Source organism: Pseudomonas sp. FSL R10-1339, from assembly GCF_009600545.1.
Lineage (GTDB): Bacteria > Pseudomonadota > Gammaproteobacteria > Pseudomonadales > Pseudomonadaceae > Aquipseudomonas > Aquipseudomonas bubulae.
Genome location: NZ_WIVQ01000054.1, coordinates 1 through 22010 on the forward strand (window position 1 = coordinate 1; position 22010 = coordinate 22010).

The 22010-nt window shown below is 49.8% G+C and carries 18 protein-coding genes and 1 pseudogene; 1 reads left to right on the top strand and 18 read right to left on the bottom strand.

The window, feature by feature from the left end; translation table 11 throughout:
* Nucleotides 1-123: 123 nt before the first annotated feature.
* The gene (locus GHO03_RS15690; RefSeq protein WP_153400165.1) at nucleotides 124-1290 is read left to right on the top strand and encodes an acyltransferase; all 1167 of its coding nucleotides are present in this window, start codon (nucleotides 124-126) and stop codon (nucleotides 1288-1290) included.
* Between the two features lie 129 nt (nucleotides 1291-1419).
* Here the strand turns inward: GHO03_RS15690 and GHO03_RS15695 are convergent, their stop codons facing one another.
* The 18 genes and pseudogenes from GHO03_RS15695 to GHO03_RS15775 form a co-directional block, all read right to left on the bottom strand.
* Nucleotides 1420-3417, bottom strand: coding sequence for a nucleoside-diphosphate sugar epimerase/dehydratase (locus GHO03_RS15695; protein WP_153400173.1), 1998 nt, complete (start codon nucleotides 3415-3417; stop codon nucleotides 1420-1422).
* 86 nt (nucleotides 3418-3503) lie between these two features.
* Nucleotides 3504-4682 carry a DegT/DnrJ/EryC1/StrS aminotransferase family protein gene (locus GHO03_RS15700; protein ID WP_095019016.1) on the bottom strand — a complete coding sequence of 393 codons (1179 nt, stop codon included), beginning with the start codon at nucleotides 4680-4682 and terminating at the stop codon, nucleotides 3504-3506.
* Nucleotides 4683-4774: 92 nt separating this feature from the next.
* Entirely contained in the window at nucleotides 4775-5380 is a 606-nt protein-coding gene (locus GHO03_RS25575) for an acetyltransferase (protein ID WP_315263309.1), read from the bottom strand.
* Nucleotides 5381-5407: 27 nt separating this feature from the next.
* Nucleotides 5408-5995: pseudogene (locus GHO03_RS25580) on the bottom strand (sugar transferase); the annotation flags it as partial.
* On the bottom strand, nucleotides 5988-7139 hold the full coding sequence (locus GHO03_RS15710) for a glycosyltransferase family 4 protein (protein ID WP_095019018.1): 1152 nt from the start codon (nucleotides 7137-7139) through the stop codon (nucleotides 5988-5990). The gene GHO03_RS15710 and the pseudogene GHO03_RS25580, both read right to left, overlap by 8 nt.
* A 35-nt stretch (nucleotides 7140-7174) precedes the next feature.
* Nucleotides 7175-8263 (bottom strand): glycosyltransferase, encoded by a 1089-nt coding sequence (locus GHO03_RS15715; RefSeq protein WP_095019019.1) that lies wholly within the window; start codon nucleotides 8261-8263, stop codon nucleotides 7175-7177.
* Nucleotide 8264: 1 nt separating this feature from the next.
* On the bottom strand, nucleotides 8265-9059 hold the full coding sequence (locus GHO03_RS15720; RefSeq protein ID WP_153400166.1) for a glycosyltransferase family A protein: 795 nt from the start codon (nucleotides 9057-9059) through the stop codon (nucleotides 8265-8267).
* A gap of 13 nt (nucleotides 9060-9072) precedes the next feature.
* Nucleotides 9073-10290, bottom strand: a complete 1218-nt coding sequence (locus tag GHO03_RS15725; protein ID WP_178110322.1) for an oligosaccharide flippase family protein — start codon at nucleotides 10288-10290, stop codon at nucleotides 9073-9075.
* Nucleotides 10274-11527: a hypothetical protein gene (locus GHO03_RS15730; RefSeq protein ID WP_133144944.1), complete on the bottom strand. Its 1254-nt coding sequence runs from the start codon at nucleotides 11525-11527 to the stop codon at nucleotides 10274-10276. Before GHO03_RS15730 ends, GHO03_RS15725 begins: the two co-directional genes overlap by 17 nt.
* A 143-nt stretch (nucleotides 11528-11670) precedes the next feature.
* Nucleotides 11671-12219, bottom strand: a complete 549-nt coding sequence (gene rfbC, locus GHO03_RS15735; protein ID WP_095024108.1) for a dTDP-4-dehydrorhamnose 3,5-epimerase — start codon at nucleotides 12217-12219, stop codon at nucleotides 11671-11673.
* Nucleotides 12216-13109: a glucose-1-phosphate thymidylyltransferase RfbA gene (rfbA, locus tag GHO03_RS15740; protein ID WP_153400168.1), complete on the bottom strand. Its 894-nt coding sequence runs from the start codon at nucleotides 13107-13109 to the stop codon at nucleotides 12216-12218. The genes rfbC and rfbA overlap by 4 nt, the downstream gene beginning before the upstream one ends.
* 165 nt (nucleotides 13110-13274) lie before the next feature.
* A complete protein-coding gene (gene rfaH, locus GHO03_RS15745) occupies nucleotides 13275-13802 on the bottom strand; it encodes a transcription/translation regulatory transformer protein RfaH (protein ID WP_095019025.1) in 528 nt (175 codons plus the stop codon).
* Nucleotides 13803-14676: 874 nt separating this feature from the next.
* Nucleotides 14677-16038 carry a Wzz/FepE/Etk N-terminal domain-containing protein gene (locus tag GHO03_RS15750; protein ID WP_372241756.1) on the bottom strand — a complete coding sequence of 454 codons (1362 nt, stop codon included), beginning with the start codon at nucleotides 16036-16038 and terminating at the stop codon, nucleotides 14677-14679.
* A 319-nt stretch (nucleotides 16039-16357) separates the two neighbouring features.
* Nucleotides 16358-16621, bottom strand: coding sequence for a lipopolysaccharide assembly protein LapA domain-containing protein (locus GHO03_RS15755; RefSeq protein ID WP_095019026.1), 264 nt, complete (start codon nucleotides 16619-16621; stop codon nucleotides 16358-16360).
* A 23-nt stretch (nucleotides 16622-16644) separates the two neighbouring features.
* The gene (gene ihfB, locus GHO03_RS15760; RefSeq protein WP_003447108.1) at nucleotides 16645-16941 is read right to left on the bottom strand and encodes an integration host factor subunit beta; all 297 of its coding nucleotides are present in this window, start codon (nucleotides 16939-16941) and stop codon (nucleotides 16645-16647) included.
* A gap of 329 nt (nucleotides 16942-17270) precedes the next feature.
* Complete coding sequence (gene rpsA, locus GHO03_RS15765; RefSeq protein ID WP_016780248.1) at nucleotides 17271-18965, bottom strand: 30S ribosomal protein S1; 1695 nt, start codon at nucleotides 18963-18965, stop codon at nucleotides 17271-17273.
* Between the two features lie 123 nt (nucleotides 18966-19088).
* Nucleotides 19089-19775, bottom strand: a complete 687-nt coding sequence (gene cmk, locus GHO03_RS15770; RefSeq protein ID WP_083369851.1) for a (d)CMP kinase — start codon at nucleotides 19773-19775, stop codon at nucleotides 19089-19091.
* Nucleotides 19775-22006 carry a bifunctional prephenate dehydrogenase/3-phosphoshikimate 1-carboxyvinyltransferase gene (locus GHO03_RS15775; RefSeq protein ID WP_095002825.1) on the bottom strand — a complete coding sequence of 744 codons (2232 nt, stop codon included), beginning with the start codon at nucleotides 22004-22006 and terminating at the stop codon, nucleotides 19775-19777. Before GHO03_RS15775 ends, cmk begins: the two co-directional genes overlap by 1 nt.
* Nucleotides 22007-22010: the final 4 nt, after the last annotated feature.

Below are 22010 nucleotides of genomic sequence, written 5' to 3' on the forward strand. Positions count from 1 at the left end.
CAGCTGTCACCGGTAGAGTTTGAAAAGCGTTACGCAGCGAGCCTGGAGAGTGTCTAGGAAACCCGGGGCGATTCAGGACTGCCATATGAAATTTAAAAAAATCGCATGGATTCTAACTAAAAAATGAATACTGAATTCACACTTGAATCACTCATAATCTCCATATCCATTATCTTGCTGTTTCTGCTCTCATCAACCTTGATCAAAAATAAAATAGAGCAAAATGAAATAAAGCACGAATACAAATTCATCAACGGCTTGCGTGGTCTAGCAGCAGTATTCGTCGTTATCAATCATGCTCCTTTCATGCTGACTAACATGGGCCTTAAGAACGACAACTTCTCCTCATGGGCGTGGATATATGCAAATCTTGGCTCCTTCGGCGTACAAATATTTTTTTGCATAACAGGCTTTTTGTTCTTCGATAAAATAATCAAATCCCCAAATATTCAGTGGGAAAAATTCTTTGAAGGCCGAGTAAGACGTGTAGCACCCTTATACTATTTCTCGTCATTTGTAGTTTTTTTAATTGCGACGTTATATTCCAACTTTGATATCTTCAACAAAGAAACACTTATGACAGTGGCCAGTATGTTAACATTCAATTTTTTGGATGGCCCCTCCAAAATCGGCGGCATTGCACTAACGCCTCTCAATTCAGTGACCTGGACACTGGTTCATGAGTGGCGATTTTATGCAGTACTGCCTCTTATCGCACTTACCTACAGATCCAGATATAACAAATTAATACTAAGCACTGCATTATTATTAGCCGCCGTCGATCTAAGCATGAGTACAGTTGTGTGCTGGCCGTACTTTCTGACTGGTATCATTGCAGCAGTTCTTCACCAAAAACTCACTTACATAAAACCGGCAAGCTGGCCTTTATCCATCATTGCACTATGCATCTTTATATACACTTGCGGGACTAAAGCACCTGAAGGATACGGCGCACTGCGATTCGCGCTCACGTCCTGTTTCTTCTTATGTATTACACTGGCAAATCCAGGAGCCCTGCATGCACAATGCCTAAACCGATTGAGTGACATCAGCTACAGCATATACCTGATGCATCTACCAATCCTGTATTTAACATTCAAAGCAGCGTCACACATGGTCGATTTATCCACCATGTCAAAGACAGCTTTCTGGTCAATCAATATGATTGCAGTACCGTTGATCACAATAGTCTCTACACTGACCTTCATTCATATTGAAAAGAGGTTCATGAGCAAAAAAGCCAACACGATTACTGTCGCTGCTGGCACCGCAGCTGCTGCCGAAAGTTAAAGCCTAACTTTATATGCCGCACCTGTGATGCCATCAAAACATTGCCAATGAAGCGTTCACCATTTTAGTGAACTCTGCATTGGCAAGATCTTGATACGCGCCGGCTCCATTGACCTAAAACAGCACCTTTCAAGATGGCTCAACACGACGCTGCTGATGTATCCAATCTACAATCTCACCTTCGGGTGCATAACCACTGACCGTCTCGCGCAGCAGCTGGCGAACACGCAAATAGTCATCCTGATCTACCGCTTCAAGCAGTTGCGTCAATCGCTGCTTCAGCTCATCCCAAGGTAACATGTCTTCGTTGGCAGACATGATCATGGGGTGTCGGGTCGCGACTACGTTATCGCCAATCAGTAACTCTTCGTAAAGCTTTTCGCCAGGACGCAACCCAGTGAACTCGATCTCAATATCGCCATGTAGATTTTTATCCGAACGAACGCTAAAACCAGAGAGATGGATCATTTTCTCGGCGAGCTCGACAATGCGTACCGGCTCACCCATATCAAGGACGAATACATCGCCACCCTGCCCCATTGAGCCGGCCTGAATCACCAACTGAGCGGCCTCGGGAATCGTCATGAAGTAGCGGGTAATCTTGGGGTGAGTCACGGTTAGCGGGCCACCGGTCTTGATCTGCTTGTGAAACAGCGGAATCACCGACCCTGAAGAGCCCAATACATTGCCAAAACGCACCATGGTGAAACGGGTTTTATTTACCCGCGACACATTGGCCGAGTCGCCAAACAGTACAGGCGCGACTTCCCGACTGAGTGCTTGAAGCGTCATCTCAGCCAGACGCTTGGTGCTGCCCATGACATTAGTCGGCCGTACGGCCTTGTCGGTAGAAATAAGAACGAAGTTCGATACTCCCGACTGCAGGGCCGCCTGAGCAGTGTTGAGCGTGCCTATAACGTTGTTTAACACACCTTCGGCAATATTGTGCTCAACCATTGGCACATGTTTATAAGCCGCAGCGTGATAGACCGTATCGACATGCCAGGTCTTCATCACATCCAGCAACTTGTGCGGATTGCGCACAGAACCCAGGATCGGCAGCACCTTCACCGAAAGAGACTCCAGATTGACCCGCTGCTCCAACTCGCCAAATATGCTGTACAGATTGAATTCGCCGTGTTCGTACAGCAGCAGCGTGGTTGGCTTCAAAGCCAAGATCTGCCGGCACAGTTCCGAACCAATCGAACCGCCAGCGCCTGTAACCATGACACATTGCCCCTTGATACAACGCTCCTGCAACTCACCTTGCGCGGGAACCGGGTCGCGACCCAGCAAGTCGGCAATATCCACTTCCTGGATATCATCAACCTTGACCCGGCCACTGGCCAGATCCATAAACCCGGGCACACTGCGAACGTGGAGAGGAAATCCCTCAAGCAAACCCAAAATCTCGCGGCGCCGGGCCCGAGACGAAGATGGCACTGCCAACAGCAACTCCTGGGCGCCGGTACGTTCGATCATCTGCTGAATACGTTCGGGTTTGTAAACCTGCAAGCCAGAGATGATACGATCTGCAATACTTTCGTCATCGTCGATAAACGCTACAGGCCTCATAGCACGGCCCATGCGCAAGGCGGCAACCAGTTGGTTGCCAGCGGCACCGGCACCGTAGATGGCCACCCGCGGCAAACCGTCATCGCGGTTGGTAAACGGCACGTGTTGAACTGCCGCAAACCAGTCGCCCAGAAAGTATTGACGCATGGCAAGGCGCAAACCACCGAGCAGGATTAGGCTTAGCCACCAGTAGTTGAAGATTATCGAGCGCGGCACAGTATTTTCAGGGGTGCTATACCAATACATCACCACTGCCAAGATCAATGAAGAAAGACTGACAGCCTTGATAATGGCGATCAGAGCATCATTGCCGAAATAGCGCATGACGGCACGGTACATGCCGAAACGGATAAACAGCGGGATGGCAATCAAAGGGACGCAGATAAACAGCCACAGATGTAGCTTGACCGGATTGATCATATCGTCAATCCCTAGGCGCACGACAAATGCAAGCCATAGGGCGAACCAGACGAGAACCACGTCTGTCACCACTTGAATAACTCGTTTATCCCGTCTCGACAGGTTGAGTAAGTACGCTCGAATTTTATCCATATATCCTTTGAACACCTACGCTACTCCAAAAAACCATCAACAAGCTGACACTCTATACACCACTCTATATATCCCTAAGTTGAGCGTCAGACCAGTGAAGCTTCCTGCACGACATCACTCAATACCTTGCAGGTCAATTCTATTTCTTGCTGTGTCAGTGTGGGATGAACCAGAAACATCATGCTCGTCTCGCCCAACTCTTTCGCATGCGCTAATCGTAACGAAGGACGCCAGCCAGTACCTTCAAATGCCTTTTCTAGATACACCTCAGAACATGAACCGGAAAAAGCAGGTACACCGCGCGCGACCATCTCGTTGAGAATGCGATCACGGGACCAACTAGCCTTAAGGGCTTGCGGGCGTACAAATACATAGCACTTGTAGGCCGCGTGCACATCAGCGACCGGCAACACGGGTACACGAAGTGCAGGCAACTGCCGGGCCTGGGCCCAAATACGTGAAGCATTTTTCAGCCGAGCGGCATGCCACTCTTGCATCCGGCGCAACTGGATGCGTCCGATAACAGCCTGAACCTCAAGCATCCGCCAGTTCGTGCCGAAGCTTTCGTGCAGCCAGCGGAAACCTGGTGCATGCTCACGCTCGTAAACCGCTTCCCAGCTCTTGCCATGATCCTTGTAAGCCCACATGTCGGCCCACAGCTGGCGATCATTGGTGGTGACCATGCCGCCTTCGCCGCCCGTGGTCATGATCTTGTCCTGGCAGAACGACCAGGCGGCGATATGACCGATGGAGCCGACAGGACGGCCTTTGTAATGAGCTCCATGAGCTTGGGCGCAATCTTCGATCACCTTCAGGTCATGCTCAGCCGCCAAATCCATGATCGGATCCATGTCACATGGCCATCCAGCCAGATGAACACAAATGAGGGCTTTGGTACGGGGCGTCAACACTGCACTAATGGTTTCAGCAGTGAAGTTCTGCGAGTCAAGGTCGACATCTGCAAATACCGGCACAGCCCCAGCATTAACAATGCTTGAAACCGAAGCCAGGAAGGTACGAGAAGTAACAACAACTTCATCACCCGGACCGATATCAAGTGCCTTCAACGCCACATCCAGTGCTACCGTACCATTGGCTAGGGCCACGGCATATTCCGTGCCTGACCAGGCGGCAAATTCTTTTTCAAAAGAGCGGGTTTCTTGCCCAGTCCAATAGTTGACCTTGTTCGACAAAATTACCGCACGGACAGCGTCGGCTTCTTCTTCCGTGAAGGAGGGCCAAGGAGAAAATGGTGTATTCAGCACGATTCAGTACCCATGATTTGAATGATAGAAATTTGGTCCGTGCACGTCCGACTGTACAAAAACTCATGCAAATGAGTTACCACTATAAACCATTAATGCTGTAAAGCTTTCGCTGGAACACCCACAACAGTCATATTGTCGACAACATCATTGACCACGGCCGCACCTGCCCCAACCTTGACCCGGGATCCAATGCTGACCGACTGCTTAACGGATGCACCTATTCCAATCCAGCTCAATTGACCAACATGGACTGTACCCGCCAACCTTGCGCCTGGGCTGATGTGGACACATTCTTGCAGAATACAATCGTGGTCAATACTGCACCCGGTATTAAGAATGCTTCCATCACCTACGTTTGCGCCTGGATTTACCACTACCCCTGCAAATGCCACGACGCCTTTACCCATAGTGGCGTGTCGACTGATTGTCGCTGCCGGGTGGATAAGTGTGATTAGCATTGCTCCGGCATTATCGAGCTCTTTCATTTTCATGCAGCGAATATCATTATTGCCAATCGCAACTATGACACCGTCGAACTCCTGAAGGCGCTCCAATAATGCATGTGTATCACCCACCACAGGCCAATGGCCCACAAACTGGATAGATGGCCAGTTATCATCAAATACTTCAACAATGTCCCAGTCACAGCATTCAGCGGTATCTGCTACAACTTTGGCATGCCCACCTGCCCCCACAATGGCGAGTTTTTTTTCAGCTGGTGCAGTCCCTGTAAACTTTGATATCGTGACCTCGCCGGCAGCGGAGATACCCTCGCGGACAAGCACTTTCTTAAGAGTAAGCCCGATAATTTTGAGGTCGAGCCAAAATGATTGGTTTTCGACATACCAAATATCGTATTGGAATTTCTGCTCCCAGCTGATTGCATTACGGCCATTAACTTGTGCCCAACCTGTAATCCCGGGTTTTACATCATGTCGGCGCGCCTGTTCAACGCTATACAGTGGCAAATACTCCATTAACAACGGCCTGGGGCCAACCAGACTCATATCGCCCTTCAAGACACTCCAAAGTCCAGGCAACTCATCCAAGCTGCTTGAGCGTAAAAAAGCTCCGAAAGAGGTCATGCGTTCCGAATCAGGCAAAGGATTACCATGTGCATCAACCGCATCTTTCATGGTTCTAAATTTCAGCATTTCAAAAGGCACGCCGTGCAAACCGGGCCTTATCTGCCTGAACAATATTGGACTTCCCAATTTAAGTCGCACAGCTAAACCTAAACAAGCGATGACTGGTGAAAGAACAAGCAGACCAAAAAAAGATGCTGTTATATCGAATAGACGCTTAATCAATGTCAAGCTCCTGCAAGTAAAAATTCTGCATCCGTTCCCAATGAGCAGTACGATCAAAACGCTCAACAATTCTAGCGCGGGCGGAAGTTCCCATTTCAGTCATACGGTCATGGGGTGTTTCAACCGCCTGCATCATTGCACTCGTCAAGGACGTGACATCACGGGGCTGGGCCAACCAACCATTCATACCTGACTCAATAATTTCGTTACAACCACTGATATCTGTTACAACAGCAGGTATGCCCATGGCACATGCCTGCAACACGACATTGGGAAAGCCCTCCCGATAGCTTGACAAGACAAGGGCGTCGGACGCTGCCAGGGCATCACGTATATCTTCCTGAAACCCCAACGTATGAATCCTTGGATGCTGCTTCAACAATGCGAATGTTTCTGCATCTATCGGCGCTTCAGAGTCCAAGCCTCCGACCACAATCAAATGGGTGTGATCAGGAAGTCTCAAAAAAGCCTGCCCCAACTCCTTCAGACCCTTGTCTCTGTTCAAGCGTCCGATAAAGCAAAAAACGAACTCATCGTCCATTATTCCCAGGCTTTCTTTAAGCGCTTTAGAGTTAGTTATAACGAACTGGTTATCAGGTCGAAAAAAATCAAGATCCACACCCGCAATATTCCCATGCCCAATGACAGACATCTGCTTTTTAGTCACGCGATAAGCCAGCAAATCTTTTTTCACACCCAATCCTTCAGGGACGACTGTGGTGGCACAGACACAAATCAATCGATCTACGTTGATAAGAAGTGTTTTCTTGAAACCGGTCTGGGTGGGGAATATAAGTCCGGTAAACGTATGAATCCTGACAGGAACCCGGCACAAAAAAGCCGCAATCATCGTCACCAGGCCCGCCTTGGGTGTATACGATTGAACCACCGAAGGTTTTAATTTACGAAGCAACCTGCACATCGAGAGAATTGAAATAACGTCAGCGAATGGACTGATGCCCCGCTTCATTGCTACAGGATGAACGGGGACGGCTTCCCGAACAGCAATTCTATCTACCGGTCCATCAGCAGAACAAGCCAGATGTACCTTGAACGAATGGTTCAGAAACTTTGGCTGATGAGCCAATATGGTCATCAGTGTTTCCGGAACGGTTGTGACAATTAATAAAGTTGCTTCTTTCATGACTCAACCTTTAAACGGATCAAAACAGACAAAGTTCAAGCTGTATAAAGACGAGTCCAGATGCTGACGATCTCATCAATAGAGTAGTTTTCAACGATCCGCAATCTTGCGGCGCGCGACATGTTATTTTTTTCACTGGCCGTCTTAGCCAGAGCAATGCTCATGGCCTGAGCAAGACCCTTAGGATCCTTGGCCGGAACTAAGTATCCGCAACCACCCACGACTTCTTTAACGCCGCCGCAATCGGTTGCTACCACGACTTTCTCGGACGCCATGGCTTCAGCTACCACCAAACCAAAGCCCTCCCAGGCCGAGGAAAGCACGTATAAATCCGCTGCATTATATATATCATTGACGTCTGATCTGACGCCTAAAAATCTCACCAGCGGGGTAAGTTTCAAGGTAGCTACGAGATCTTTCAGCTCCTGTCTCAGCGGACCATCACCTACAATCCATAGCTTCACCGTTTGTTTGTTATCGGACAGTACTTTAAATGCATGTATTAGATTTTTATAGTCTTTGGCATCAACCAGTCGACCCACCGCTACAAGCAATTCGTCCTGATCAACAAGACCTTCCGAACTCCTGATGGCTGCCCGCGTAACCGGGTCAGGCTTGAAGCGTTGGGTATCAATACCATTCGGAATGGCCAGCATGGTACCTGGCGGACAGGCTTTTTTTTGTTCGAATATATGCACAGCTTCAACCGTTACATTGGTTGTCACATCAGCTAAAGAATGCGTGAGCCGATAAGCGAGCATTCTTGCCTTACCGCCTTCATTGGTATTGTGTGCTGTATTGATCAGTCTTTTGATGGTACAAATCGGCCTGATCATTCGAGAGAAGAGGTTCGCATGCACCATGTGCGCATGAACGACATCAGGATCAAAATCCTTGATAATACTCCTCAACTTAATAAAGCCTTTGAGAAATCCAGGTACTGTTTTCTCTAGATTCAACCCCAAAAGCTCAACACATGGACTTTTGGGTCGCAACAGAGCAGGCCCGGTTAGATAGCAGATTTTCACCTCATGCCCGCTCTCGTGAAAACGATCGGCAAGGTCCAGAACCTGTCTTTCCGCACCACCCACACCAAGACCTGTGATGATATATAAAATTTTCATACTAAATTTTTCGCCTGTTGCTCACACGAAACACGACACACTGAAAATATCGCACTATGCACTTTAACTTCCTGACAGCACCTGCCTCGCGCAACACCTGTTCTTTATAAAATAAACCAAAACCCTGGGGATTTCGTTTCAGATTATTGAAAAAATTAGCTGAATACCCATCCGGTAAATATTCGCACAAATAGATATATTTGCTGTAAAAGTACAGGATCTCACCTTCGTCGGATATTCTGTTCCAGATCAACAATTCAGGGACAAATATCTCGTCTTTAAAACGAGGAAAAGGATGTTTAAGCAATGCACTTTTCTTGAATACATAAGCCAGATCCCCTAGAAAGTGATTGGCTGCTTCAGTAGGTGTCATCTTCGAAGCGACAGTATCGTCGTCTGAGAATACGGCCCCGATAATATTACCGGCCAGATCGGCCTTCCTATAACAAAGCCCGGCAATACCATGGGTGTCCAGGTTCTGCAAGTCTTCGTTAATGACTTCAATAGCATTCGATGTAAGCGCATCGTCACTATCGACCAACAACACCCAATCCCCTGTTCCGGCTGGAACCCCGGCGTTAATCGCTATATGTTTTCCGGCGTTTTCTTGCTGCAAAATCTTGATAGAGAAACTGGAATTCTGCTGAAACTCCTCCAGCAATGAAAGCGTTTCGTCTTGGCTTCCATCATCAACTACGACCCACTCGAAGGACTTATTAGTCTGCTTCTCCAGGCTTTCATACAAGCGGCCCAAGGTGTAAGCACGGTTATAAGTTGCTGTCAGTACAGTAATCATAAATACCGCTCATCTATTTTATTTTGTACGCTAACAAAATCAGCGAGATGGAGAATAATACCTCAGCCAAAACCAGGCCATACACGATACCAGCCAAGTCATACCAGAGAGAAAACAGAGCTGCCAAACACAAGGAAAGCAACGAAAAAAACATCAAACACATACTGAGGATTTTATCTTTCCCTAAAGGCATGAATATCGTCAGACCTATGGCCTGATTCATCATGCGAAAGGGTATGATCATGACAAATACTTGCAGGATAGATTTAGCTTCATCAAAGCCAGGACCTAACATCAGATTAATTAAAAAATCGCCCAACGCATAAATTATTGTAGCCCCAGCAACGCCGGCAGCAAACAGGAATGCTACGATAAAACTCGACAGCTTCAAGTTGATACTGGTTGTTTTCAAAAGCCGCCTGCTTAAGTAGGGATACAACCCGATCAACACTGGCCCTACCAGACCAACAGAAGCTTTTATAATTTTTTCAGCAGGCACAAACTTTGCAACCGATGCCTGCCCACACATAACCCCGACAAGCGCGGGCCCTGCACTCAACATAATATTATTGGAGCTTTTGTAGATAAAACCATGAAAGCCCGACTTTATTTGCTCGACCCCACTTTTGAAATCAATATTGAAACCACCCACTATTTTGTACGCAAGATAGAGTCCAACCAAAGTATTAAACAGAGAAAAAGAGGACATGATCATTAAAGCAAAACTGGCATTGGCAGAGACATTCAGCAGCAGGTATAAAACTAACAAACCGGCAAATCTCAACACCAATTCGAAGGTCACAACAAACGTAAGCTTCTCCAGCCCCTGAAATAGCCAAATATTACTGAAGCTAAATGCCAGAAAATAAAGATACCCCCACAGGATTAATTGCAAATCGAGATCAAAATCCAGAATTGACAGCACGCCCATGGACACCACAATCATGCCGCTCGAGAGTAATAACTTGGCTGAGTTGACACCATTATAAATCGCAGAAAGGAGCGACTTATTCTCTGGCCCGCACACTGCCACCTGCCTCGCCCCACTCAAGGAAAAACCATACTCGACGATGAGGGAGCACAACAAAGCAGTTGTTTGAATGATCAGCACCTGACCATATTGATCGACACCCAGTGCTTTGGCCAGAATCGGAATTTCTAGAATGGGTATTAAATAGCTAACCAGCTGAGCTACCAACAACAAGCTGACATTTTTAAATTGCAACCTCATTTTCGTCATCACCCCCTGTGACCTGGACATGTTCGCTCATGATGAACTGACGCGACAATACCGATAGGGCGGATGTCATCAAGATCCATATTCCCCACTCAGATAGTTCTGTACTGAAAGGATGGAGCATCAACAATAGGGCAAAACCTAACGAACCGCCTAATGCAGCAATGGCATAAATAAAAATATATTTTGCTTTGTGTTCATGCATTGCGTAGCGACACAATCGTATTGCAAATATCAGCAAGGGTGAGAATATGAGAATCAGAAGGCCGATAAAACCCAAAATACCCAGATCGCCACCGGATGAAATAAAAGCGTTGTGCACAACCATCGGACTACCATCCACTTCAGACGTCGTACTGCCGAAACCGCAACCAAATGGCATGCACGTTTCAAAAGACCTCAGACCATCAGCTAGCATTCGAGCCCTTACAGGATCCCCTGCTGCCAATCTGTCCACGACTAGAGGATTCTGATTGAAATTAAGAATATCGTAGCCGGTGCTGTACAGCATCAACACGGCAGTGAATGAAATGATTGAAATAAAAAACAGGAGTAATGTCAGCTTTGGTCTGACATGCATGCTGAGCAGCAGTATCAAGAGTATCACAAGCAAAAATACAATAAATCCTGTACGACTGGAATCCATAACAAGTATGTACGCGCCGGCGATCATGACCAGTAGGCTAGTTACTTTACTTCTGCCATCAAAGAGCGTACCCACAATTACAAAACCTGCGAAGAATGCACACGTTTTCCACAACACGCCCGGATAGGCAAATAAACTTCCTTGCCGACCATCGCCCAACTCAATATATAAACCTGTCAGGTAATATTTCGCCATGCAAAAAACCAGGAAACCTGTCAATATCGATCGCGAGGCGATCGAATGATAGTCACCTTGTTCCAAAAACTGAGAGTGCGCATAAACACAAACAAAGACAACACCAATACACATCATCTTCAACCCTTGGTAAAAGGTTTGAATTTCAGCATTGGCCAATGCTGACAGTACAAAGGCGCTAAACAACACGAAAAACCCGAGAATATATACAGCCAACTCGGGACTTACCTTGAAAGACAATCGTTCAGGGGCTGAGATTAACCCGACCACTACGATCAAGCCCCATAAAGCCCAATATCCTGCGGGACTGATCAAACTTCTGACATCACCCAATACGACCAATAGGCAAGCACTCAACACGATACCGTAAGACGCTGCATTTTTTTTCACGTTTCCCACTTACACCTGCCTACTTACACGTGATTTAACAAACTTTAGCCTCAGAGTCACACAGTAAGCGTTTAGCCACTTGCAATAACCTCCTAAAACTCTGCATCTGTTCCAGCGCTTTAGCTAATGCACATCACATCACATCACATCACGAACAATGCAGCAGCCTGATCTTTATCGTTGATAAGATACCCTCCAACGTCGGGCCAATGAATATTCAACGCTTCGTCATTCCAGCGAATGCTGCGCTCAGATTCCTTATTATAGAAATTGGTCGTTTTATAACTAAATATCGTGTTTTCTTCGAGCGCAAGGAAGCCATGGGCAAATCCAGCAGGTATCCACAGCATTTTTTTATTCTCTGTATTCAATTCCAGTCCAAACCATTCGCCATACGACGGAGACCCCTGACGAATATCCACAGCGACATCGAAAGCTGCGCCATGGTTCACACAGACCAGTTTGCCTTGCGCGAAAGGCTCTAGTTGATAATGCAACCCTCGCAGAACACCCTTTTTGGAACAGGATTGATTATCCTGAACGAAAGGATCAGGAACGGGCAGCCCCAAGTGACGCAATCCTTCCTCGAATTTTTGAAGATTGAAACTTTCCATGAACCAGCCGCGTTCATCTTCGTAAACGTCCGGCTCGATGATCACCACGCCAGGCAATGTTGATGGCATAAATTTCATGCACCGCTCCCCTCAGATAACAGCTTGCCCAGGTATTGTCCGTAACTGGTTTTTTTAAATCTTTCGGCCTGCTCAGCCAACACCTGAGAGGTTATCCAGCCATTGTTGAATGCAATTTCTTCCAGGCAAGCAACCTTCAATCCCTGGCGCTTCTCAATGGTATGGACAAAATGACTCGCCTCCAGCAGTGATTCATGGGTCCCAGTGTCAAGCCAGGCAAACCCGCGCCCCAATATTTCAACGCTCAGTTCTTTCTGTTCTAGATATGCCTGGTTGACATCGGTAATCTCAAGCTCGCCCCTTGCCGAAGGTTTGATCTTCTTCGCTATCTCAACAATCTGGTTGTCGTAGAAATACAGCCCGGTCACTGCATAGTTCGATTTGGGTTTAGGCGGTTTCTCCTCGATGCTAAGCGCCTGGCCAGAGCTGTCAAACTCCACGACGCCAAAACGCTCGGGGTCACTGACGTGATAACCAAAAACTGTAGCACCTACCGTCTTTGACATTGCTGAGCGCAAGTTGTCCGAGAAGTGCTGTCCATAGAAAATATTGTCACCCAGAATCAGGCAGACCGGATCTTGACCAATAAAGGCCTCACCAATAATAAAGGCTTGTGCCAGTCCGTCGGGACTAGGTTGTTCGGCATAACTGAGCTCAATACCATAATGACTGCCATTACCTAGCAATTTTTCAAAACTTGGCAGATCTTCCGGAGTAGAAATAATCAGAATTTCCTGTATCCCCGCCAGCATCAAAACAGACAGCGGGTAAAAGATCATCGGCTTGTCGTAGATCGGCAGCATCTGTTTAGAGACTCCCAGCGTGAGCGGATGCAGGCGCGTACCCGAGCCACCAGCAAGAATGATGCCTTTACGCTTGATCGAGATCATGTTTCAAGCACTTCCTTAATTATTCGAATGCACCACTCGCAGCGCTGGCCGGTGATGAGATAAATTTTAGTTTTAAAAAAGTACGCTACCGCCCCAGGATTCTTCGTCGATTTCCTGAGAACGGTTGTAAGACTATTGATAGCCCCGGCTTTAGTCTGCGTTTATTCAACGATTGGCGATACTCGCCAAAGGCAGGCTGATCTGTTGCTGACGATTCATCAAGTTAATAAGCAGGATGACCCGCTCTTCGCCGTCCATTGTCATGAAAATGGACTCAATACCTGCGAAACCTTGATCAAGGATGGTGACTTTATCGCCAGGGTTAAATTTGGCGATAATATGAGTACTCGCGCGACTCTGCAGCTGCATAATCAGCTCGTGACCGACTGCCAGCGGCCGACCACCAAAGGCCACCACGCGAGCTACGCCACGGGTGGAGCGTAGAGGAGCCCAGTTGGCACCTTCAGGCATATGTATAAACAAGTAGCCAGGAAACAGCGATTCCTCAGCGTAGTGCATCTGGCCACGCAGGGTTCGCTCACGCCTGCATGTGGGCCGTGAACACCCATAACCCTGGCGTATAAGGTTTTCTTCTGCACGCTCGTCCTGTCTGGGCTTGCATTGCACCAGATACCACTCGCCGGTTGTGGCCACTGTCGATTCCTGAGCTGCTGCGGTGCTGATCATGGGCATGGATAATTCATTTAGTAAGTTCTTCCGTGTTTTACCATCGTACAGTGCATGTGCCAATAACAGGGTGGCCTTCAGCTCGCCGGGATGAATGCCTCAACGAATCTGTTTTGAGTTTGATACAGGTTTGACAATTTCACTTCCACCACCCGTTCCGCCACTATTTCGCCATACCCCAAGCATATTTCTCGGCCCAATGCTTCATACCTGAAACAAAGCCGAGCAAACCATGCTGATCGGCATGGGAAAATTGCCACCCAAGATGCTGATGCCTGCGCGAATGATACAGCGCTTGCCCTCCAATTCAACATAACCGCTTGGGTGCCCGTACTTTTGTATCTGGTCTGCGTCTGCAGAGTGTCATTCTTTACTTATGCAGAACCACTGATGAGCAGGCATCTCGGTGATGTGCTGCTTCAGCCGTCTCAGACAAGGATCAATGTGTGCCGACTCTCTGCTCAATTCCAGGCGCAATTAGCCTTAAAGCACCAACGCCAATAATTTCGGCGTGGGAGCATCACTGCACACAATCGGATCCTTGAGACCTGCCGCCAAAAAATTATGGAATGCATCCGACATGATCAGCTTGGACATGGGTAAGCATCAGCACTTTGATACCGGCAAGTACAAAGTTTTCGCGGATGCAATGCACCGATGACACCGCTGACAGTGCGCTCATTGCCCTGAAACAGACCGCCGTCGATTAACAGATTACTCAGGGTGCCCATCTGCAACTGATGGTGCGAACCCATGACGCCGTTGACGGCGCCATGTTGAAACATGAGCTGATAAGGTACAGGTTGCTCTCAGTACAGCTCCATGAAGAAGCAATAAATCCATCAACTAGTGGCTAGCAATGTGTCAGTCCAGCCCCCTATCAGCGCAGATCCTTTTGTAAAAGGTTACCAGCACCCGTCGTTTCAGTCGGATCTCTTGGGCTTTGCACCGAGAGAGGCTGCTGAAGCCCGTCACGACGCTGAGCTACAAAGTACTTGGCGATAACGATCAAGATGCCAAACAGAGCGCCCAGCACCAACCCCAACAAGGTAATCAAGGCTTTTTTCGGCTTGATTGGAGCCACGGGTTCCAGAGCCTTGCGGTCAATGGATACCAGCTTCAAATTAGTAAAATCGAGATTGCTAACCCCACCCAAACGGACAATTTCTGCACGCAGTGGCTCGACACCACTTAAAAAGAGGTCTTCATTTTGACGCAGCTTAAGAACTTCGACTTCACGGTTGCTTTGCAACAACAACAGTTCACGAGCGATCTGGGCGATACGGTTTTCGGTAAAATCGTCGTTACTACGATTCTTCAAAGCAGCACGCTCTGCCTCTAGCGCCTCTACACCAAGAAAGTACAAGGGGATCTGTTGATTGTTTATTTCGGTGCGCATAAGACTGGAATCAGCCGGTCGCGCAGAATCGCCCAAAGCGGAGGGGGTTGTAGGCTTTTGTATACCCAGCGCCTTGGCAATGCCAATGGCCTCACTCAACTGGGCCATACGATCCATGCGTCCAGTCTTGAGCTGTTGACGCAAAGCCTTGAGTTCGTCCTGCAATTGCGCGCGCTTGAGATTATCCGTCTCGAGCAAGGTAGCAATCCGCGCCTGCTTTTCGGTCTCATAGTTGGAGCGAGCAGCGTCGATCTTACCCTTGAGCTCGGTTAAACGATTATTGACGATAACCTTCAGATCGGCGGAAATTTGATCACGCTCAGCTGTAATGGCGTGATCCACAAATCCGTTAAGAATTTGAACACCGTCCACACCCTTGGGGTAGTTCAGCTCCAAGCCTATGGAAACATTAAGCGAATCAGCTTTTGTTGGATCAGGCAGAATCAGCTTCAGCGAGTCACGATTGAAATCTTCAAAACTCTGTTCCAAGGTCCGGCCCGGACGCTTGAATTGGCTGAACAGAGCCTGATTAGCTTTGAAAAAGCTCAGGCGCGTCTCATAGGACTCAAGTGATGAACCGACTTTTAACAAAGCTTCTTTAGGCGGCAAGGTGTAAACACCCGAACGATTGAGGGCATCCAGTTCGTTGATCGCGGCAGGCCGCAAGATGCTGCTCACCTGGTACTCAGGCGTCACGAAATAGGCATAACCCAATGCTGCAATGCCACAAAGCGCGCTCGTTGCAATGATGATGGATTTTTTGTTCCAGACCGCCTGAAATAAAGTGAACAGGTCCACTTCAAACGACGGATTTCCAGCGGGGATACGGGATTTGCTATTCACAACCGGGGCCTGCCTTCTAAAAGAAACTGCGGGCTCGTTATGCAGGAATTCTTACATACGCTTAACTGGCTTTTATTGTTTTAATCATCAGGCTTGAGCATCAATGCGCACCTGATAAAGCATAAAAATCACTGGCAATCGAGAGCAGCCCGCATTTTGCCAGCATTCCAGAACATTTCAATATAAGAGTGGCACAATGATGTTATTTCCGGCTCAACGGAATGTTTGAGGCTTAAACCATTCTTTAAATACCAACTATCCAGACATTCCTTTCCCTGCCTAATGCGCCATCCATGGTGCAAATGGGATCCAGACGCGCCTAAATTGCTGGCTTGGCTTGCACCATCAGCTCGAGCTTCAGCTTGCGGGCTTTGCGACTGTAGGCTAGCCAACCCAGAACAGGGCCGATAGCCATACCTAGCAGCAGTGCGCAGATGATCAACAACGACCCAGGTAATTCGGGTGTGCGCCAGCCCAAAAACACCAATGCTACAGGCTGTTGATTTTCCAGGATAAAAATAAGCACCCCAAAAATGACAATCAGCCCAAATACCACTGACGCAGCACGCTTAAAGGTACGCATCGGCAACTCCTGTTCCCTGAAGGTTAAATGTCGTCTTCCTCATCCTCGTTCACCCGGTCTCGCAGCTCTTTGCCCGGTTTGAAATGAGGCACAAATTTTCCATCCAGGCTGACCGACTGGCCTGTCTTGGGGTTGCGGCCTACACGAGGGGCGCGGTAATGCAGGGAGAAGCTGCCAAAACCACGGATTTCAATACGATCCCCGGTCGCGAGGCATTGAGACATTTGTTCAAGCATGGTCTTGATGGCCAACTCCACATCCTTGGATGAGAGTAGCCCTTGATGGGTGACAATTCGTTCGATCAACTCCGACTTCGTCATATTTTTCCCTTCTTTTTCAAGCAGCTAGATCAGCGCTCCCAAGGTTTTAGCATGATCGAATGAATTTGAACAGCCCAGGGATTGACTTATCTTTACAACCCGCATAAGCACTGTAAAAAATTGATTCCACCACCCACCATCATAGCCATCAGGCCCAAACAGCCCATGATCGATCACAGGCCGCACAACGACAGCACTCACCCTGCCCCACAGCCAGCTCCCTGACGTGCAGCAAACCGACCTACACAAGATCTTGCCAAGCACCATCACAAATCGCAGGCACAAAAAAGGGCGACCTAAGTCGCCCTTTTTCTATGGTCAATCAGAACTTAGTTCTGTTTTTCCATTTGTGCACGCAGCAGGTCGCCCAAAGTGGTCGGACCAGCAGCAATGTCAGAGGTAGCTGGCTTGTCGCGCAGGCTCTGGATTGCTTCTTTCTCTTCAGCATCATCTTTCGACTTGATGGAGAGTTGGATTACGCGGCTCTTGCGATCAACGCTGATGATCTTGGCTTCTACTTCTTCGCCTTCTTTCAGAACGTTGCGCGCGTCTTCAACGCGGTCACGGCTGATTTCGGAGGCTTTCAGAGTCGCTTCGATATCGTTGGCCAGAGTGATGATGGCGCCTTTAGCGTCAACTTCTTTCACGATGCCCTTAACGATTGCGCCTTTGTCGTTCTCTTGTACGTACTCGGAGAACGGATCGCTTTCCAGCTGCTTGATACCCAGGGAGATGCGCTCGCGCTCTGGATCAACAGACAGGATAACGGTGTCCAGCTCGTCGCCCTTCTTGAAACGACGTACGGCTTCTTCGCCAACTTCGTTCCAGGAGATGTCGGACAGGTGAACCAGGCCGTCGATGCCGCCGTCCAGACCAATGAAGATACCGAAATCGGTGATCGACTTGATGGTGCCGGAGATTTTATCGCCCTTGTTGAACTGGCCAGAGAAATCTTCCCATGGGTTAGATTTGCACTGCTTGATGCCCAGGGAGATACGACGACGCTCTTCGTCGATGTCCAGAACCATAACTTCCACTTCGTCGCCGACTTGTACGACTTTCGAAGGGTGGATGTTTTTGTTGGTCCAGTCCATTTCCGAAACGTGTACCAGACCTTCAACGCCTTCTTCCAGCTCTGCGAAGCAGCCGTAGTCAGTCAGGTTGGTTACACGAGCGGTAACGCGAGTGCTTTCTGGGTAACGGGCTTTGATAGCAACCCATGGATCTTCGCCCAGTTGCTTCAGGCCCAGGGAAACACGATTGCGTTCGCGATCATATTTCAGAACCTTGACATCGATCTCGTCGCCAACGTTGACGATTTCGGAAGGATGCTTGATACGCTTCCAAGCCATGTCAGTGATGTGCAGCAGGCCATCAACGCCACCCAGATCGACGAATGCGCCGTAATCGGTGAGGTTTTTGACGATACCTTTAACTTGCTGACCTTCTTGCAGCGATTCCAGCAGAGCTTCACGCTCGGCGGAGTTCTCTGCTTCCAGCACGCTGCGACGCGAAACAACTACGTTGTTGCGCTTCTGGTCCAGCTTGATGACCTTGAATTCCAGCTCTTTGCCTTCCAGGTGCGTAGTATCGCGCACTGGACGAACGTCAACCAGAGAACCTGGCAGGAACGCACGGATGCCGTTAACGTCGACAGTGAAGCCGCCTTTAACCTTACCGTTGATAACGCCCTTGACCACTTCTTCTGCTGCGAAGGCTGCTTCCAGAACGATCCAGCATTCAGCGCGCTTGGCTTTTTCACGGGACAGTTTGGTTTCGCCAAAGCCGTCTTCGACCGCGTCCAGCGCAACGTGAACTTCATCACCGATGTTGATGTTCAGTTCGCCAGCATCGTTGTGGAACTGCTCCAGCGGGATGAGGCCTTCCGACTTCAAACCAGCGTGAACGGTAACCCAACCAGCTTGGTAATCGATATCAACGATGATAGCGGTGATGATCGAGCCAGCCTGAAGATTCAGGGTTTTTAGGCTTTCTTCAAAGAGTTCTGCAAAGCTTTCGCTCATTTTAATTCCTGTTGTTCAAGGGCGAAGGAATACGCCCATCAGCCACATTCCAGACAATGTGGGTTACGTTCATATAAAAGAAGGCATGCAGGACTATTTCTGGTCTCCTGCACGCTTTCTTGGTCATCCAGCGATATCGCGAAGTGCGATTTCGCTCATGATGCGTTCCAGCACCTGCTCGATGGACAACTCCGTGGAGTCCAGCTGTATGGCATCAGCCGCCGGCTTGAGCGGGGCTATTGCACGCTGTGTGTCACGCTCGTCGCGGGCACGAATCTCATCTAGCAGACCCGAGAGACTAACATCATCGCCCTTGGCCTTCAACTGCAAGTAACGGCGGCGGGCCCGTTCCTCGGCGCTGGCGGTCAGAAAAACCTTCAATGGCGCGTCAGGAAAGACCACCGTACCCATGTCCCGACCATCTGCAACCAGCCCCGGGAACTCAAGGAAAGCACGCTGACGCTGCAGCAACGCATCGCGAACAGCCGGCAAAGCCGCGACTTTCGAGGCTCCGGCCGCTACGGTCTCGCTGCGGATGGCGTGAGTCACGTCATCACCTTCCAGAATGATCCGCGCCGGCTTACCGTCCGTCGCGCCGATGAACTGCACATCAAGATGCGCAGCCAGTTTTTCCAGCAACGCCTCGTTATCCAGGGCCACACCATGGTTACCTGCGGCAAACGCCAGCAGGCGGTACAGAGCACCGGAGTCGAGCAAATTCCACCCCAGGCGCTTGGCCAGGATGCCAGCAACCGTGCCTTTACCTGAACCGCTTGGGCCGTCGATGGTGATAACCGGTGCCGAAACCATCACGAGTTTGCCTCTTGAGCAACACGCATGCCCACTTGCTTGCACAGAGCAAGGAAGTTGGGGAAAGAAGTCGCCACGTTGGCGCAATCATGGATACGGATGGGTGCGGTTGCGCGCAACGAAGCCACACTGAAGGCCATTGCAATACGGTGATCGCCATGACCATGAACCTCACCACCGCCAATAGTGCCACCATCAATGATGATGCCATCCGGTGTCGGCTCGCACTTCACGCCCAGGGTCAGCAAGCCATCTGCCATTACCTGGATCCGGTCGGACTCCTTGACCCGCAGCTCTTCAGCACCCCGAAGGATCGTACGACCCTCAGCCACGGCCGCGGCCACAAAGAGTACCGGGAACTCGTCGATCGCCAGCGGTACCAGCTCTTCCGGAATCTCGATACCCTTGAGTTTAGCAGCCCGTACGCGCAGGTCCGCCACCGGCTCGCCGCCCACTTCGCGTTGATTTTCCAGGGTGATATCCGCCCCCATCAGACGCAAGATGTCGATAACGCCAGTACGGGTCGGGTTGATGCCCACATGTTCAAGCAGCAGGTCAGAGCCTTCTGCGATCGAAGCGGCAACCAGGAAGAACGCCGACGAGGAAATATCCCCCGGCACTTCGATATGGGTCGCCGTCAGCTTGTGGCCCGACTCAACCGAAGCAGTAGGACCATTAACAGTTACCGGGTATCCGAAGCCTTGCAGCATGCGCTCGGTATGGTCACGAGTCGGTGCCGGCTCGGTCACCGAGGTCTTGCCTTCTGCATACAGGCCCGCCAGCAACAGGCAGGATTTAACCTGGGCACTGGCCATCGGCAAGGTGTAATCCATGCCCTTGAGCGCATGACCACCACGAATGGTCATCGGCGGGCGACCTTCGGCAGCGGTCTCAATCACGGCACCCATTTCACGCAATGGATTGGCCACACGGTTCATCGGGCGCTTGGTCAGGGACGCATCGCCGGTCAGGGTGGTGTCGAAGCTCTGTGCAGCCAGCAGGCCGGACAACAGGCGCATCGAAGTACCCGAGTTGCCCAGGTAGATCGGGCCAGGTGGCGCTTTCAGACCGTGCAGGCCAACGCCATGAATGGTCACGCGACCATGATGCGGCCCCTCAATCACCACGCCCATGTCACGGAACGCCTGCAGCGTCGCCAGGGCGTCTTCACCCTCAAGGAAACCTTCCACTTCGGTCGTACCTTCAGCCAGCGAGCCGAGCATGATCGAGCGGTGGGAAATAGATTTGTCGCCTGGTACGCGAATTCGGCCAGTTACTTGACCACCAGGATTTGCCAAAAAAATCAGATCGTTGGAATTCATAGCGTCCACATATGCCCGGCGGGCCAGGATTTTACTGAAATGCTCGCGGGCAACCCGGGCGCGAGTGAAAACGCCCAGCAATTGATGCCCATCCCCTGCATCGACCGCGTCGCGCAAAGCGTCGAGATCACTGCGAAATGTATCCAATGTGCGCAGCACTGCCTCGCGATTAGCGAGAAAAATGTCATGCCACATTACCGGGTCGCTGCCGGCGATTCTTGTGAAATCACGGAAGCCACCCGCTGCGTAACGGAAGATGTCCAGATTCTCGTTGCGCTTGGCAAGAGAGTCCACCAGCCCGAAAGCCAGCAAATGAGGTAAATGGCTGGTTGCAGCCAGTACCTCGTCATGTCGCTCGACCTGCATATGCTCGACGTCTGCCCCCAGGGCGCGCCACATCGCATCAACCAGAGCCAGCGCATCGGCATCGGTCTGAGCCACAGGCGTCAAAATCACCTTGTGCCTCTCAAACAGACTGGCATTCGAAGCTTCTACACCACTCTGTTCAGACCCGGCAATCGGATGGCCAGGTACAAAGCGCGCAGGCATGCCACCAAAGGCTTGTGCCGCTGCCCGCACAACATTGCCTTTGGCACTGCCCACATCGGTAAGCACCGCGTTACCCAGATCCATGCCCGCCAGAAGGCCGAGCATTTTTTCCATGGCCAGAATCGGCACGGCCAACTGAATCACATCTGCGCCCACGCAAGCAGCGGCCAGATTTGCTTCACAGCGATCGACCACTCCCAGCTCAACGGCCAGAACACAGGATTCGGGATCGAGATCAACACCGACCACTTCGTCGCACAGACCGCTCTCACGCATGCCCTTGGCGAAAGACCCGCCAATCAGACCCAACCCGACAACGACCAGCCGCCCTATTACAGGCCTTACAGATTGCACAGACATTACA

Excerpts from the sequence above, each read along its gene's own strand:
- GHO03_RS15690 (WP_153400165.1), top strand. The coding sequence starts at position 124 with ATGAATACTGAATTCACACTTGAATCACTCATAATCTCCATATCCATT.
- GHO03_RS15695 (WP_153400173.1), bottom strand. The coding sequence starts at position 3,417 with ATGGATAAAATTCGAGCGTACTTACTCAACCTGTCGAGACGGGATAAA.
- GHO03_RS15710 (WP_095019018.1), bottom strand. The coding sequence starts at position 7,139 with ATGAAAGAAGCAACTTTATTAATTGTCACAACCGTTCCGGAAACACTG.
- GHO03_RS15715 (WP_095019019.1), bottom strand. The coding sequence starts at position 8,263 with ATGAAAATTTTATATATCATCACAGGTCTTGGTGTGGGTGGTGCGGAA.
- GHO03_RS15720 (WP_153400166.1), bottom strand. The coding sequence starts at position 9,059 with ATGATTACTGTACTGACAGCAACTTATAACCGTGCTTACACCTTGGGC.
- GHO03_RS15725 (WP_178110322.1), bottom strand. The coding sequence starts at position 10,290 with ATGAGGTTGCAATTTAAAAATGTCAGCTTGTTGTTGGTAGCTCAGCTG.
- rfbC (WP_095024108.1), bottom strand. The coding sequence starts at position 12,219 with ATGAAATTTATGCCATCAACATTGCCTGGCGTGGTGATCATCGAGCCG.
- rfbA (WP_153400168.1), bottom strand. The coding sequence starts at position 13,109 with ATGATCTCGATCAAGCGTAAAGGCATCATTCTTGCTGGTGGCTCGGGT.
- rfaH (WP_095019025.1), bottom strand. The coding sequence starts at position 13,802 with ATGCCCATGATCAGCACCGCAGCAGCTCAGGAATCGACAGTGGCCACA.
- GHO03_RS15755 (WP_095019026.1), bottom strand. The coding sequence starts at position 16,621 with ATGCGTACCTTTAAGCGTGCTGCGTCAGTGGTATTTGGGCTGATTGTC.
- ihfB (WP_003447108.1), bottom strand. The coding sequence starts at position 16,941 with ATGACGAAGTCGGAGTTGATCGAACGAATTGTCACCCATCAAGGGCTA.
- rpsA (WP_016780248.1), bottom strand. The coding sequence starts at position 18,965 with ATGAGCGAAAGCTTTGCAGAACTCTTTGAAGAAAGCCTAAAAACCCTG.
- cmk (WP_083369851.1), bottom strand. The coding sequence starts at position 19,775 with ATGGTTTCGGCACCGGTTATCACCATCGACGGCCCAAGCGGTTCAGGT.
- GHO03_RS15775 (WP_095002825.1), bottom strand. The coding sequence starts at position 22,006 with ATGTCTGTGCAATCTGTAAGGCCTGTAATAGGGCGGCTGGTCGTTGTC.